The organism is Limnothrix sp. HT2024 (assembly GCF_059138625.1).
In genome coordinates, this window is the sequence record NZ_CM181121.1 from 1,602,201 (window position 1) to 1,617,096 (window position 14,896).

Annotated in this window: 10 protein-coding genes; 6 read left to right on the forward strand and 4 right to left on the reverse strand. The window is 58.4% G+C overall.

Features of this window, described 5'->3' with window-relative positions; genetic code table 11:
* Positions 1 to 70 precede the first annotated feature (70 nt).
* The 4 genes from AC2IAX_RS06440 to mnmE all read left to right on the forward strand — a co-directional run bounded on the left by AC2IAX_RS06440 (position 71) and on the right by mnmE (position 3,966).
* Positions 71 to 553 (forward strand): Tic20 family protein, encoded by a 483-nt coding sequence (locus AC2IAX_RS06440; protein ID WP_494389830.1) that lies wholly within the window; start codon positions 71 to 73, stop codon positions 551 to 553.
* A gap of 173 nt (positions 554 to 726) precedes the next feature.
* Positions 727 to 1,065: a 30S ribosomal protein S6 gene (rpsF, locus tag AC2IAX_RS06445; RefSeq protein WP_099532772.1), complete on the forward strand. Its 339-nt coding sequence runs from the start codon at positions 727 to 729 to the stop codon at positions 1,063 to 1,065.
* Positions 1,066 to 1,477: 412 nt separating this feature from the next.
* On the forward strand, positions 1,478 to 2,119 hold the full coding sequence (locus AC2IAX_RS06450) for a DUF1499 domain-containing protein (protein WP_494389831.1): 642 nt from the start codon (positions 1,478 to 1,480) through the stop codon (positions 2,117 to 2,119).
* A gap of 437 nt (positions 2,120 to 2,556) precedes the next feature.
* Positions 2,557 to 3,966 (forward strand): tRNA uridine-5-carboxymethylaminomethyl(34) synthesis GTPase MnmE, encoded by a 1,410-nt coding sequence (mnmE, locus tag AC2IAX_RS06455; protein ID WP_494389832.1) that lies wholly within the window; start codon positions 2,557 to 2,559, stop codon positions 3,964 to 3,966.
* 217 nt (positions 3,967 to 4,183) lie between these two features.
* Here the strand turns inward: mnmE and AC2IAX_RS06460 are convergent, their stop codons facing one another.
* A complete protein-coding gene (locus AC2IAX_RS06460; RefSeq protein ID WP_494389833.1) occupies positions 4,184 to 5,158 on the reverse strand; it encodes an isoaspartyl peptidase/L-asparaginase in 975 nt (324 codons plus the stop codon).
* Between the two features lie 573 nt (positions 5,159 to 5,731).
* Here AC2IAX_RS06460 and AC2IAX_RS06465 point away from each other — a divergent pair.
* A complete protein-coding gene (locus AC2IAX_RS06465; protein ID WP_494389834.1) occupies positions 5,732 to 7,738 on the forward strand; it encodes a CHASE2 domain-containing protein in 2,007 nt (668 codons plus the stop codon).
* Positions 7,739 to 8,060: 322 nt separating this feature from the next.
* Here the strand turns inward: AC2IAX_RS06465 and AC2IAX_RS06470 are convergent, their stop codons facing one another.
* A complete protein-coding gene (locus AC2IAX_RS06470) occupies positions 8,061 to 8,303 on the reverse strand; it encodes a hypothetical protein (RefSeq protein ID WP_494389835.1) in 243 nt (80 codons plus the stop codon).
* 506 nt (positions 8,304 to 8,809) lie between these two features.
* Between AC2IAX_RS06470 and AC2IAX_RS06475 the strand changes: the two genes are divergently transcribed.
* Positions 8,810 to 11,833: a putative bifunctional diguanylate cyclase/phosphodiesterase gene (locus AC2IAX_RS06475; protein WP_494389836.1), complete on the forward strand. Its 3,024-nt coding sequence runs from the start codon at positions 8,810 to 8,812 to the stop codon at positions 11,831 to 11,833.
* On the opposite strand, the gene recJ is transcribed toward AC2IAX_RS06475, so the two are convergent.
* Together recJ and fabG are read right to left on the reverse strand one after the other, a co-directional pair.
* Positions 11,805 to 13,988: a single-stranded-DNA-specific exonuclease RecJ gene (gene recJ, locus AC2IAX_RS06480; RefSeq protein WP_494389837.1), complete on the reverse strand. Its 2,184-nt coding sequence runs from the start codon at positions 13,986 to 13,988 to the stop codon at positions 11,805 to 11,807. The genes AC2IAX_RS06475 and recJ overlap by 29 nt on opposite strands.
* Positions 13,989 to 14,093: 105 nt before the next feature.
* Entirely contained in the window at positions 14,094 to 14,843 is a 750-nt protein-coding gene (fabG, locus tag AC2IAX_RS06485) for a 3-oxoacyl-[acyl-carrier-protein] reductase (protein WP_494389838.1), read from the reverse strand.
* Positions 14,844 to 14,896: the final 53 nt, after the last annotated feature.

A 14,896-nucleotide genomic window follows, 5' to 3' on the forward strand; every position in this document is an offset into this window, starting at 1 on the left:
GGTGCGGCGATCGCCCCAGGAGCCAACCTAAACCAGCGTCTAAAATAGATCAATTCAATGCTCTCGGGAGATGCCGATCGTGAACTGGCGCGGAACGACGACAACTTGGCGCGATCGCCTGTTTGGTGCTTTGGTCTATGCCCTGCCGCTGGTGGATGTGGTGGGCTTTGGTGGCTCCATCTTCCGGGAACTACCGTTTTTGACGGTGTTGTATGTGCCGCTGCTGCCCCTGATTCAGCTTTACCAAATTCCCTTCATGAGCTTCATCATCTTTTTGGTGCTGTTCCTGTTGGTGGTTCGCAACAGCAACATCAGCTATTTCATTCGCTTCAACACCATGCAATCGATTCTGATTTCGATTTTGGTGTCCCTTTGTGGGCTGGTGATTCAGTATGTTTTCCAGCCGATCGGGGGTTTTGTGGTACAAACCCTAGCCAGCACCGTGTTCTTGGGGGTTGTGGTGGCGGCCATTTACTCGATCGTCCAATCAGCCTTGGGGCGCTTGGCGGAAATTCCCAGCCTCTCGGAAGCGGTGCATATGCAGGTGCGCTAATCGCTGTCCATCGCATCGGGGCGATCGGGAGAATTGGGGCGATCGGGCAGCCCCTCGGTGGGGTATGATATACAGCCCGTGAATCCTTGTCGATCGGCAACAGCGGGGCCCTCAGCATTGCCCCCCAGTCAGCCCGATCGACCATTCTATTGTCCGCAAGGAACTACCCATCCATGTCTGCAAATCGCCTCTACGAAACGATGTACATCCTGCGCCCCGACCTCAACGAAGAGGCCGTGGATGCCAACATCAACAAATATCGGACGATGCTGACGGAGCAAGGAGCCACCGGCCTTGAAATCCAACACCGTGGCAAGCGCCGGTTGTCCTATGAAATCAACCGTTGCCGCGAAGGCGTGTACATCCAAATGAACTACGAGCACGCCACCGGCAGCCACATCGCCCCCATGGAAAAGGCCATGCGCCTCAGCGAAGACGTAATTCGCTACCTGACGATTAAGCTCGATCCCCGCAAGGTGAAGGCCGCCGCTGAAGCGGAATCGGCCGCTTAAATCCCCAGCTCGATCGAGCGGGACTTGAATTCCATTCAAGCCAAGACAACTTAAGGGCCAGGGCGTGGGAGCTACCGCGCCCTTTTTTGCGCTCGTGGTTTTGCCCAAACCCTGAACCCAGCCAGCCAACTTTTTGGGAAATCGTTACTCTAGGGCCAGGGAAATCAATCGAACGCATCCGTTCCGCAGCGTCGGGCTGGCTCCGTGAAGATGCATCCCTGATTTTGCAACAGTGCTGGTCTGAAGATTTGCCCAATTGACTTGACCCAAATTCAGCTCAACTAGACTGAAGATTGAGCCGATCTAGCTCAGTTCGTCCAATTCAGGTCATTCAATTCAGGTCATTCAATTCAGGTCATTCAATTCAAAAACCAAAATTAACAAACGGCGGATGCAACCTATGGGTGGGGTGATGGGGAAACCACAAGATCAAACTCAGTTCAGAACCCAAAGCCATTCGCTGCGATCGGGCAACGGTAACGCCCCCGGCTGGTTGGCTTGGGTGGCGGCCCTGCTGCTGTGGCTCCCGGCAACCACGGCCTGGGCCGCGCCCGGGCCGGTCATGGGTTCTGTTTTTGGCAATTTGTTTGCGGGCAATCGCCCCGAAAACTTGGGCCCGGTGGCGGGTCAACTTCGCCCCTGTCCCAACCGTCCCAATTGCGTGAGTAGCCAAACCCCAATCACGGATTTGCAACATACGATCGCCCCGCTTCCGGTGATGGGCGACGCTGATCACGTTTTTGCGGCCCTGACCGAGTTGGTGAAAGCGACGGAACGCACCACCATCATTACTGAATCGCCCGATTATCTCTACGCGGAATTCGCCACGCCATTGCTGGGGTTTGTGGATGATGTGGAATTTTTGCTAGATGGAGAAACGAATCAAATTCAGGTACGATCGGCTTCGCGATTGGGAGAATCAGACTTGGGACTCAATCGCCAGCGAATCGAAACCCTGCGGGCCCAATTGACCCAAAAGCTGGCTTTGGAACAGGCAGCAGTGATCCCCACGCCCTCAAATTCAACTCCTGAGAATTCAACTCCTGAGAGTTAATTTCTTCATCATTCAGCCCCTGAATGAGTTTTCTGAGAGGATGCCTGCCAAGCCCAAACTGCTACCTTTCAGGTCTCACCGATCAACGTCTCACCGATCAACAAAGACAAGGGGCTTAAGCCCCTTGCCCCCGGGACTACGAGTGCTTTGCCAGGATCCCAAGTTACTCCTCAGACATCCTCTAAACCCATGGGCTAATTTGGGCTAATCGATGCCCGAGATCAGTCCCCTGATTCCTGAAAAACGTCTCACCGATCAACAAAGACAAGGGGCTTAAGCCCCTTGCCCCCGGGACTACAAGTGCTTTGCCAGGATCCCGAGTTACTCCTCAGACATCCTCTAAACCCATGGGCTAATTTGGGCTAATCGATGCCCGAGATCAGTCCCCTGATTCCTGAAAACAGAACCATTGCAGAGGATTGCAACAGACCAAACCTATGGGTGCATCGGCCACAAAGCAAGACACGATCGCCGCGATCGCCACGGCGATTGTGCCGCAACAGGGCAGCGTTGGCATTGTGCGGATGTCGGGGCCCGAGGCCTGGGCGATCGCCCGGCGAATTTTTCGGGCCCCCGGCTCCCAACCCTGGGAAAGCCACCGAATTTTGTATGGCTATTTGCACAATCCCCAAACGGGCGAAACCGTTGACGAAGCACTGCTGTTGTTGATGGCGGCTCCGCGCACCTACACCCGCGAGGACGTGGTGGAACTCCACTGCCACGGGGGAATGATGGTGGTGCAACAAACGCTACAGCTCTGTTTGCAGCAGGGGGCGCGTCTGGGGCAACCGGGGGAATTTACCCTGCGGGCGTTTTTGAATGGGCGGATTGACCTGACCCAGGCGGAAAGCGTCGCGGACTTGGTGGGGGCCCAGTCGCCCCAGGCGGCCCAGGCGGCCTTGGCGGGGGTGCAAGGGAAGCTGGCCCGACCGATCCGCGATTTGCGATCGAGCTGCATGGACTGGTTGGCGGAAATTGAAGCCCGCATTGATTTTGAAGATGATCTGCCGCCGCTGGATTTGCCCGCCGTGACGACAGCCCTGCAAACCATCGCTACCCAGATCGATCGCTGGTTGGCCACGGCCGATCGGGGTGAACTGTTGCGCAGTGGGTTGAAGGTGGCGATCGTCGGGCGGCCGAATGCGGGCAAATCGAGCCTGTTGAATGCCTGGAGCCGGAGCGATCGGGCGATCGTCACGGAGTTGCCGGGAACCACGCGGGACGTGGTGGAATCGCGGCTGGTGGTGGGCGGCATCCCGATCCAAGTGCTGGATACGGCGGGAATTCGGGAAACCGATGACCTGGTGGAAAAAATTGGGGTGGAGCGATCGCGGGCCGCAGCCCGATCGGCAGACCTGCTGCTGTTGGTGATCGAAGCACCCCGGGGCTGGACGGGGGGCGATCGAGCCATCTATGAACAAATCCGCGCCACCAATCCCGATCGGCCCTTGCCGCCAACCATTTTGGTGGTGAACAAAATTGATCTGGTGGCTCCGGAAACGATTTCGTCTCTGTTGCCCCAGGATTTTGCCCAGGTGGTTTACACGGCGGCGGCGGAAGGGCGCGGCATTGACGATTTGGAGCAGGCGATTTTGCAAATTGCCCGATCGGGCCGGGTGCAGGCGGCGGATTTGGATGTGGCAATTAATCAGCGGCAGGCGGCGGCCCTGCTGCGGGCCCAACAGGCGATCGGGCGAGTCTGCGAAACCATGGCCCAACAATTGCCCCTAGACTTCTGGACGATCGACCTGCGGGACGCGATTCAAGCCCTGGGGGAAATCACTGGCGAAGAGGTCACAGAATCCGTGCTCGATCGCATCTTCAGCCGTTTTTGCATCGGTAAATAATCAACCCACAGAAACCCCTAGGGGCAGTCGATCAAAACCGGTCAACCCCGTAGGGGCGTACGGCCGTACGCCCCTACCCGACCTTGCGCTTTTATCGATCACCCTTTGACGGTTGGCCGGGTAAAAATTATGCCAATCGGAATGGATCAAAACCGGTCAACCCTTTGAGGGCGTACGGCGGTACGCCCCTACCCAGACTTTGATCCGCCGATCGCCCCTAGCAACTGCCCACTTGCAACCCGTCGGGCAACTCCAGCGTATCGCCCAAGGTCGTGCCGTTGTGGTAGGCCGCCAGCAAGACTTCACTGGTTTTGCCCCAGGCGATCGCCCCGGTGGCATCCAGCCCGATCGCCCCCAAATCGCGACCCCGGCCGGCCGCCTCCGCCATCGACTTCTCAAAGGCCGCCGCCAAGCCCAAGCCGTCATCCACCCGGATCACAATCTTGGCCGCCAAGCATTCGTCCAAAATGTCTTCCCCAATGCCGGTGCAGCTCACACCCGCGCGGGCCGTGGCATAGTTACCCGCTGGGGTGGCGGAGTCGCTGACCCGGCCAATGCGCTCAAAGCCTTTGCCCCCGGTGGAAGTGCCGGCGGCCACGCGCCCTTGCTGATCCAGCGCTACCACCCCGATCGTGCCGCGGCCCGCCGAGTCCGATCGGGAACCGGCCTCAACCTCGGCAACCGTGGAAGCCATCGATCGCTTGCTGAAATTGTCCTTGCGCTCCTCAATCCACTCGTTCAGCCGCAAATCCGTTAGCGGGTTATAAATCGGCAGGGCCAGTTCTCGCGCCAACTCCGCCGACCCCACATCCGACAACACCCGATCGCTCTGGGTTTGCAAAAAGGCCGCCAGCTCGATCGGGTTTTGGATCCGCGACACATTGATCGTGCCACTGAACCGTTGGGCACTGCCATCCATCAGCGATGCGCTCATGCGAATTTGCCCATCGGACTGCAACACCGACCCCGTACCCGCATTGAAGCGCGGCTCGTCTTCTAGCAACCGACAACCCAGCACCACCGCCTCCTGGGCACTGGCCCCAGCCAACAGGCGCTGATAGACCTGTTCCACAATGCCGGACAGCAGCGCGCGCACAGCAGCCACGCCCCCTTTGCCCTGGAGCGAGCTGCCCGCACCGCCGTGGATGATCAATTTGGGTTGGGTGTTGGGTTGGGTAGATGCTTGACTCATGGCGGGTGATCGGAAGGGCGATCGCAAAAAGACCGCCTCAGATTGTCCGGCTTTGGGGGAGGCTTGTCCAGGGTTAGGAAGAGGGCGAAAGCCTTAGAGAATGCCTGAAACGGGTCGATCGGAATTTGCTAAGCCTTAACCCGAGGCCAACCAAACATCGACCTGATCCCGATCGTGACAAGGCCAGGGGGTGAAGAGGGGACAATTCAAGTATCAATTTTGACGAGCCAGCCGCCGCCTTGGCCCGCAACGCCTCTTTGTTCTGATTCGGGGATCTTGCTCATTCTCCAGCCCAGCAGGCTACAAATGTTCCAGAATCAGCGATTCTGAGGATTCAAGGCTAAGGTAGGGGGTGATCGCGGCGACTCTCACTCAATTCCCGATCTCAAGCATCATCAATTCATAGCAATCCAGCGATCTGAGTAGATCTAAGGAGATTCAAGGAGATTCAAAGAGATTCGAGGAGATCCGAGAAGCTTCAAGGAGATCTAAGCGGATCAACGAGGCAATGATTTAGCACCTGACTGGCCCGGCCATCCTCAATGACCATCCGCCCACCGTCGCCTGCGTTCCATGTTGGCTCAACCCTTGCTTAAAACCATTACGAAATGGATTCGCCTCCTGAATCGGTTATGGGCCGGGTCAGTGTTGTTGTCTTGGCGCGATGGGACAGCGATCGCCCTGTTGGTGGCGGTGGTGGTGGTGACGGTGCGGGGGTTGGGCTGGATGCAGGGGACAGAGTGGGCCGCGTTTGATTTGCTGGTGCGGTGGCGGCCGGCCCGTTTGGAGCAACGGGTGGCGTTAGTGGTGGTGACGGAAACGGACTTGCGACTGTTTCGGCAATGGCCCCTTTCCGATGAAAAGTTGGCAGACTTGCTAGAAACCCTGGAAGAGTATGAACCCCGGATGATTGGGCTGGACTTGGTTCGGGATTTTCCCATGCCTCCGGGCAACGATCGCCTGGAAAAGTTGCTGCGCCAGTCCGATCGCCTGGTGGGGATCCGCAAGGTCAGTGGCGAGGGCATCGCGCCGCCACCGGCCCTGGTTGACAAACCAGGGGCGATCGCCGCATCGGATTTGCTGCTGGATCCCGATCGCAAAGTCCGGCGGGCCATCTTGTCTTTGGCTGACCAGCAGGATCAAGCGGTCTTTGGTTTGGGAACCCAATTGGCGCTGAACTATCTGGAGCGCCAACCCAACCCGATCACGTTGGAGGCCCTCGATGAAGAAGCGGGTATCTATCAACTGGGTCGCGCCACCATCACCCCCTTTCAGGGCAATGACGGGGCCTATGTGGGGGCGATCGATGATGGCTATCAACTGCTGTTGGACTATCGCGGCTTGGCCTGTCCCACCGACAGCCAGCTCAATTGCGGGTTCCAGATCTATTCCGCCAATGACGTGTTGAATCGACGCGTGCCCTTGGATGCGCTCTACGATCGACTGGTGTTGGTGGGAGTCACGGCGGAAAGCTTGGGCGATCGGTTCTATACCCCCTACAGCGACACCGATCAGGGCCCACAACTCACCTCCGGCGTGGAAATTCATGCCACGATCGCCAGTCAACTGCTGTCGGCGGCGATCGATGGCTGGCCCCTCCTTCAGGTTTGGAGCGACTCCTGGGAAATGGGCTGGATTGTGCTTTGGACTGTGGGGGGCACATTGCTGGGCTGGACCCTGCGCCAACCGTTGCTGCTGTTTGCCATGACCGCTTTGGGCATCGTGGCCATTCTGGCGGCCGCTTGGCAAGCGTTGCAGTGGATGGTTTGGATTCCCCTCGTGCCGCCGGTTTTGGGGCTGGTGGGCGGTTCTTTTGGGGCCTCATTGGGGTTGGCGGCCAAGGAACGGCGCGATCGACAAACCATCACCGAGCTGTTTGAGCGCTACGTTACACCGCAGGTGGCCCAGGTGATTTGGCAAAGCCGCCACCAAATTGTGCGGCGCGGGGAATTCATTGGGCAAATTTTGCCAGCCACGGTCATGTTTGCGGATTTGGTGGGGTTCACGTCGATCGCGGAATCCAACCCACCGGAAATTATCTTTCCCTGGCTGAATGAATATATGCAGTCCATGACCCAAAGCGTGCTCGATCGCAACGGCATCGTGAACAAGTTCATTGGCGACGCAATCATGGCCCTGTTTGGCGTACCGGTTCCCCAGTCGCGCGATCACCAAGTGGGGGACGATGCGATCGCCGCCGTCACCTGTGCCGTGGAGATGGGTCAACGGCTCCAGCGCTTAAACCAACAGTGGCGCGATCGGGGCCGCCCCACCGCCGCCATCCGGATTGGCATCGCCTCGGGCCCCGTCATGAGTGGTTGCATTGGCAATGTCCGCCGGTTGGAATACACCGTGATTGGGGACACGGTGAACATAGCCGCCCGATTGGAAAGTTATGACAAATCCTTTGATGGGGGGCTTTGTCGCATTTTCATTGAAGAAGAAACCTATCGCCATGTGCGCGACCGCTTTCCCACCCGCTTCATTGGCCCAGTTACCCTTAAGGGGCGAGAACGGGCCACAAATATCTATCAAGTGCTGTTACCTTTGCAGCCAGATGATCTCAACAAAACCCCTTAGAATGCTCGCTGCAACCCCTGCTTTCTCCAGGTCTGGGAGAGCAAGGTTGAACCGGCCCCATCAGCCCAAAAATGGAAAAAGGCTCGCATCACTCGGTCGGCAGGTTTTGAAAATGGTGCGGGTAAAAGTGGTGTGGGATCGGTCAATCTCGATCCATCCCGTTCAGGCTCTCTTAGCTCAAGCTATCCCAGTCTCCCATGGAACTTTTGGACAAGCACCAGCATTGTTTAGCCATTTCTGAAGTATTTTAGAACCACTTTTCAAGTGATTTTGCTGACCGGCTCTTGGGTCATTTTTTCTAGTCATTTTCTTCAGTCATTTTTTAAAGGCATTTTGTTGCTTTTTTCAAAATTCCTTTTCCAATCCCCTTCAAAACCAACTTCCTAACCGCATCCCGTGGCAATGGCCCAATCCCGATCGCCCACTCAGCCACTGATTGATTAGCTTGCCCGAGCACCGATCGCAGGGGCCACGGAGCCAAACCGGCTCGATCGACCGTCGGCCCAGCGGCCGCCAGCCCCTTGATCCAGACCTCAGGCGAGATATGAAAGGGTGCAATTCTCATTCATCACCTAAAATGTGACCTTGTTCAACACCAGGCATGAAGGGGCAAATATCTTTGAATGAATACCCTTGAGCAAAGATATTCCTCCAAAGATCTTGGTTATTCCATCACTTTGATCACAGCATGGCATCCGATCTGCCTCGGTGATGAATAGCCCAGATTTCTTCTGTTGATTGCCGATGGGTTGCCGATGGGTTGCCTATTGACTGCCTCTTAATGGCCTGTTAATCGCCCATTGCCTGTGTGTTAGTTGCCTGTGTGTTAATTGCCTGTTCATGACCTGTTGACGACCGGTCAATCACCTGTTGATCCCCCATTGATGCCTATCAATTCCCCGTTGATTGCCTGTCAATTGCTCGTCGATCGAATGGCGATCTCCGTTGATTGCCATCGATCGCCCAGTTGATCGCTCACCTGCCAACTGTCTGTCGGGAGGTCACCACCCACCCCGAAGCCCCAACAATCACGCGGCGGCCCAGTCGCTTTGTGCTTATTTGGTTTTGTCTATGAAGATGCCTTGGCTACCCACGATCGTTGCGAGCGGAACTGTTGTTGCGATTTTGGCCGGCACTTGGCTATTTGATCAGGCCGATCGCGATCGCCGTTTATACGATCGGCGATCGCGCATTTCGGCGGAACTGACGGCCCTGGAAACCCAAATTCAAAGCAACCTGAAGGTGCGGGCCATGCTGGGCTACAGCCTCGCCACCTACATTGCCACCGAAGGGCGGCTCAACACCGCCGCATTCAACGCCTTTGCCGGGTCAATCATTGCCGATGACCCGGCCATCCAAGCGGTGCAGGTGGTGCAGGGGCCGCGGGTTGTATACCGCTACCCCCCGTTGCCCCCCACCGAAATTAGCCCCCGAGTTCCCGCTTCAGTCGATTGTCCGCCCCAGCCGATCGCGGCGGGTCGATCGCGGGCCCCCTCTTGGACATTAGCCACGGATTTACCCTGGGATTTAAATCCCGTTTGTCTTCCCCGTCTCCAGTTCGATCGCCCCCGGCCTCTGCTGCTCATTAACACCACCATGCCCATTCACCAGTTGACCCCCTCGAGTCAACCCCCCATCCAGGTGCAAGTGGCGATCAAGGTCAATCAAGTGGTGGAAGATTTGCGCGCCAATCGCCAATCGTCGGTGCATCTGGCCGTGTGGGTGCGGGGCCAAGCACTGGAGCGGCAATTTGGGGAACTAATTTTGGCTCGCCAGCAACCGGTGCGATCGTTCCTGCAAGTGGGCAACAGCCATTGGGAATTGGCGGCCCTGCCCCGGGATGGTTGGGTGCTGTACTCCCGTCGATCGCTCTGGACTTGGTTAACCGGCTGTGGCTTGGCGATCATTGCCGGTGTGCAAATCCATCGTTGGATGCAGTTGCCCGCCCGCTTGGCCGATCGGGCACAATCCAGCGAAGACCGTTGGCAACTGGTGCTCCAGGGCAACAATGACGGCATTTGGGATTGGAACCCCAAGTCCGATGAGGTGGTCTACTCCAGCCGCTGGAAATCCATGTTGGGCTATCAAGCCGATGAAATTGGTAACCGTCGAGCGGAATGGATTTCCAGAGTGCATCCCGATGATTTGGGTCGGGTTCTGCGGAGCTTTGACGATTATGTCAACCGCAAAACCGACGAATATTCCATGGAATATCGGTTGCGATGTCGCGATGGTCAATACAAATGGATTTCGGCCCGGGGCCAAGCCCAGTGGGATCGTCGGGGACAAGTGCAAAGGATGGTGGGATCCATTACCGACATTGACAAACGTAAGCGCTCAGAAGCAGCCCTCCGAGAAAGCGAAGAACGGTTTCGGGCCATTGTGGAACAGGCAGCGATCGGGATTTGCCAAATTGATCCCAATGGTCGCTATTTACATGTCAATCAACGGTTCTGCAACCTCCTGGGCTACGAGGAAGCAGAACTGTTGCAGCAAACCTTCCAGGATTTGACCTATCCCGGCGACTTGGCCGAAAACCTCAAACAATCCCAGCGACTGTGGCGAGGCGATATTTCCTCCTTTTCTCTGGAAAAACGCTACCTGCGCAAGGATGGTCAGCTCCAGTGGGTGAATGTGACCGTTTCCCTGGTGCAATCGGCGAGCGACGCACAACCCTACACCCTGGCCTTGGTTGAAGACATCAGCGCCCGCAAGCAGGCGGAAGAACAGTTAACCTACAACGCGTTCTACGATGCCTTGACGGGGCTGCCCAATCGAAACTTATTTGTCGATCGGCTGAAAGTTTGCCTCAGCCAATCCCAACGCCACGCCAATCGGATGTTTGGGGTGTTGTATGTGGATCTCGATCGGTTCAAAGTGGTCAACGACAGTCTGGGACACCATGCGGGCGATGAACTATTGGTGCAAATTGGCCGCCGCCTGCAAAGTTGTCTGCGGTGCAACGACACCGTGGCCCGGCTGGGGGGCGATGAGTTTGCCGTCATTTTGGACGATGTGGGCACGAGTGAGGAGGCCCTTTGGGTGGCCGATCGGGTGCAGGAACACCTGAAACAGCCCTTTCATATCCATGGCCATGACTTCTACACCAGCGCCAGCATTGGCGTGGCCCTCAGCCAGGATCCCGCCACCCAACAGCCCTACGCCAACTGGCAAAACCTCATGCGTGATGCGGATATTGCCATGTATCGCGCCAAGGCCAACGGCAAGGCCTGTTCCCAAGTCTTTGAGCCAATGTTGCACCACAGCACCCTCACGCAGTTGCAAATTGAAAGCGATTTGCGCCAAGCCCTCAGCAACAACGGTTTAGAGGTTTATTTCCAACCGATCGTCCGCATTCAAGATCTACGGTTGGTGGGCTTTGAGGCCCTGGTGCGCTGGAACCACCCCCAACAGGGTTGGATCTCGCCGTCCGTGATGGTGGCGGCCGCAGAAGAAACGGATTTGATTGTGCATTTGGGGGAATGGGTGTTGGCGGCGGCCTGCGCCCAACTGCAACAGTGGCGATCGCGCTGGCATCGGGATCATAGCCATCTCCCCCTCTCCATTAGCGTCAACATTGCGGGGCGACAGTTTGCCCAAGCGAATTTGGTGCAGCAGATTGAGCGAACCCTGATGGAAACGGGCTTGCCGCCGGCCTGTTTGCGCATTGAGGTGACCGAAAGTGTGATCGCCGAGCGGGTCGATTCGGTGGTGGATAAGCTGGCACGGCTCAAAGCGTTGGGGGTGCAATCCTGCATTGATGACTTCGGCACGGGCTATTCTTCCCTCAGCCGATTGCAGCAGTTCCCGATCAATGCCCTGAAGGTCGATCGCTCCTTCGTGAAGGATCTGCCCTACTCAGACGACAGCGCCGCCATTGTGCGGACGATCGTCAATTTAGCCCGCAGTTTGAACATTCACACGGTGGCCGAGGGCATTGAAACCCCGGAGCAGTTGCAATGTCTAGAACAGTTGGGCTGTGACTATGGCCAGGGCTTTTTGTTTGCCAAACCCATGCAGGCGGCCGCGGCGGAGGAATTGTTAAGGGGCGATCGGGTGCTGTCGGTCATTCGGCCCCAGTTAGGCCTGAATTAGCGAGATCAGCCCCAGCTAGGGCCCCTTTAGCGGCGGCAATCAGCGATCGAAAGAAGGGATGATTCAGATCCACCAGCTCGGCGGTTTCCCGACTGGGGCCGAGCAGTCCGGTGGATTCGCCATCGACGAGGGCCAGTACTTTGCCCTCGGGGTTGCGGATCCGGAGTTCCGGTTGGCCATCCCGATCGCCCCAGGCGCAATTGTAGGGGCGATCGCGGAAGGTAAAACTAGCCCGTTTGGGGGTGCTGGGGGCAAGGGGCTGGCGGCTATTGGGGGCAAGGGGCTGGCGGCTATTGGGGGCAAGGGGCTTAAGCCCCTTGTCTACAAGGCTGGCTGAATCGTAGGTGGCGGCGCGATCGGCGGCGACGGGCGATCGCACCGGGGCACTGCCAGCTACAGCGGGCCGAATCGCCACCACGTCCAATTCCAAATTCACCGCGCCGTTCCAGTGGTTTTCCTTGAGCTGATAGGCCAGATCCACCACGGGCGGCAACGGAAACGCATCGCCCCAGCGCCAGGCGATCGCCTCGATTTGGGCCGTCCCATCGGACACCGTGATCCGCAAGTGCTTGCGATCTTGGCCCAACTGCCGCTGGCCCAGAACCTGCAATCCCGGCGACCAAAACACCGGATCCGGGTTGCCGATGCCGCAGGGGTGCAGCATATCGATTTGTTCGTACAGTTCCCCATCCAGCTCGCTCAGGCTGGCCCGCACATCGGGCTGCACCAGCGGGCAAATATGCTCCGGTTTAAGGCAGGTTTGGGCGAATTCCCGCAACCGGGCCTCAAAAGCGGGCAAATTGGCCGCCGGGAGCGAGAAACCGCCCGCCGCCCGGTGGCCGCCATGCTTGGTCAGCAGGTCTTTGCAAAATTCCAGGGCTTCAAACACGTTGAATTCCGGGATGCTGCGGGCGGAACCGCGCACCTGCTCGGGGTTGTCCTCCTCGTAAGTGCCGATGAACACGGGCGCGCCGTAGCGTTCCACCAACCGCGAGGCGACAATCCCGATCGTCCCGTGGTGCCAATCCGGTTGCACCACCAGCATCACCCGCGCCGCCTTCAGATCCAAATCGCTGGTTTGATACCAGGCGTGGGCTTCCTGCTCAATTTGGTTACAAATTTGCTGGCGCTTGTGGTTGATTTCCTCGCACTGCATGGCCCGCTCCAGGGCCTCACCGTCGTCATCGGTGGTCAGCAGGTCGATCACCACGTCCGGCTGATGGATGCGGCCGACGGCGTTGATCCGCGGCCCGAGTCGAAAGCCGATCGCCTCTGGTTTCAGGGGGCCTTTGCTGGTGCTGGCGGTGGCGTTGCCGTCCGGTTGCCCATCGCCGGCCACGTTAATTCCCGCCACCTGTTGCAGGGCGCGGATGCCGGGAACCGTGGAAAAGGGCAGCAAACTGAGGCCCCGCTTCACCCAGCGCCGATTCACGCCGGTCAGGGGCGCAAGATCGGCGATCGTCCCGAGGGTGAACAGTTGCAACAGGGATTTCCACGGGGCCGATCGCCCCATCCGCTGGGCCAACGCCACGGCCAACACGTAGGCCACACCGACCCCAGCCAATCCGGCGTAGGGCGAGGCCGGATCGATTAATTTCGGGTTCAGGATCGCGTTGGCGGGCGGAATCCGGGGCGGCACGTCGTGGTGATCGGTGAGGATCACGGTTAGCCCCAGCTCTCGGGCCCGGGCGATCGGCTCGTAGGCGGCGATCCCGTTGTCCACCGTCAGGATCAGGCGGATCCCATTTTGGTGAAATTCCTCCACAATCCGCTGGTTAATCCCGTAGCCATCGGTCATCCGGCTGGGAATCGAGGCGGTCACATCGGCTCCCAAATGGCGAAAGGCGCGGATCAGCAGGGCGGTGCTGGTCATGCCGTCCGCGTCGTAGTCGCCGCAAATCCCGAGCCGATCGCCCCGTTCGATCGCCTCCGCCAACAGATCCAGCGCCGGGGCCAGGTCGGGAAACTCATCGATCGGGCTGGGTAGTTCCGCCAAATCCGGATCGAGAAACAGCTCGGCCAGCTCCGGCGTATCGATGCCCCGGTTGATCAGCACCTGGGCCAACAACGGTGACAGGCCCGTGGCCGCTGCAATCTCAGCGGCGCGATCGGCATCTTCCGGGGCGATCGCCCAGCGCGTGGCTCTCATGACCATAGGTGCTCCAAAGCTGACTGCCCGACTCGTTAGCTGCTGAATCGCAGTCGTCGGGGGGCAAGGGGCTTAAGCCCCTTGTCTGCAATGGCTGGTAGGCGATCGCCCCTAGGCCATCACCATGCCGCCATCGACGTTGATCGTCTGGCCCGTGATGTAGGCCGCCGCCGGGTCAGCCGCCAAAAAGGCCACCGTACCCGCGATTTCCTCGGGTTTGCCGTAGCGACCCAACGGAATCGCCTTCAGGATGCCATCGCTGTCCAGGCCTTCGGTCATGTCCGTGGCAATGAACCCCGGGGCGATCGCATTCACCGTAATCCCCCGCGCCGCCAGTTCCTTCGCCACCGTCTTCGTGAAGCCAATCACGCCCGCTTTGGCCGCGCTGTAGTTGGCTTGGCCCGGGTTGCCCATTTGCCCCGCCACGGAAGCGATGTTGATGATCCGGCCGGACTTTTGCTTCAGCATCACCTTGCTGACCGCCTTCGTGCCCAAAAACACGCCGGTCAGGTTCAGGTCAATCACCGCCTGCCAGTCTTCCAGCTTCATCCGCAGCAACAGCGTGTCGCGGGTGATCCCGGCATTGTTCACCCACACATCGACCCGGCCCCATTGATCCAAGGTGGCTTGCAACAGCGCGTCCACCTCGTCGGGCTTGGACATGTCGGCTTTCACGGCGATCGCCTCGCCCCCGTTCCCGGCAATTTCCGCCACCAAGCTTTCGGCAGCCCCGCTGGAAGCCGCATAGTTCACCACCACCTTGGCCCCTTCGGCGGCCAGCGCCAAGGCCGAGGCGCGGCCAATCCCCCGAGAAGCCCCGGTCACAACAGCCACTTGGTTTTGCAGGCGGGTTCCAGTCACGGTTACAAACTCCCAAAAACAGATTTAAGACAATAAATTTTGGACATCGTAGG

Bases quoted from the DNA above. Each gene is read 5' to 3' on its own strand.
- AC2IAX_RS06440 (WP_494389830.1), top strand. From the start codon at position 71: ATGCCGATCGTGAACTGGCGCGGAACGACGACAACTTGGCGCGATCGC.
- recJ (WP_494389837.1), bottom strand. From the start codon at position 13,988: ATGGTCATGAGAGCCACGCGCTGGGCGATCGCCCCGGAAGATGCCGAT.
- rpsF (WP_099532772.1), top strand. From the start codon at position 727: ATGTCTGCAAATCGCCTCTACGAAACGATGTACATCCTGCGCCCCGAC.
- AC2IAX_RS06465 (WP_494389834.1), top strand. From the start codon at position 5,732: ATGTTGGCTCAACCCTTGCTTAAAACCATTACGAAATGGATTCGCCTC.
- AC2IAX_RS06470 (WP_494389835.1), bottom strand. From the start codon at position 8,303: ATGAGAATTGCACCCTTTCATATCTCGCCTGAGGTCTGGATCAAGGGG.
- AC2IAX_RS06475 (WP_494389836.1), top strand. From the start codon at position 8,810: ATGAAGATGCCTTGGCTACCCACGATCGTTGCGAGCGGAACTGTTGTT.
- AC2IAX_RS06460 (WP_494389833.1), bottom strand. From the start codon at position 5,158: ATGAGTCAAGCATCTACCCAACCCAACACCCAACCCAAATTGATCATC.
- AC2IAX_RS06450 (WP_494389831.1), top strand. From the start codon at position 1,478: ATGGGGAAACCACAAGATCAAACTCAGTTCAGAACCCAAAGCCATTCG.
- mnmE (WP_494389832.1), top strand. From the start codon at position 2,557: ATGGGTGCATCGGCCACAAAGCAAGACACGATCGCCGCGATCGCCACG.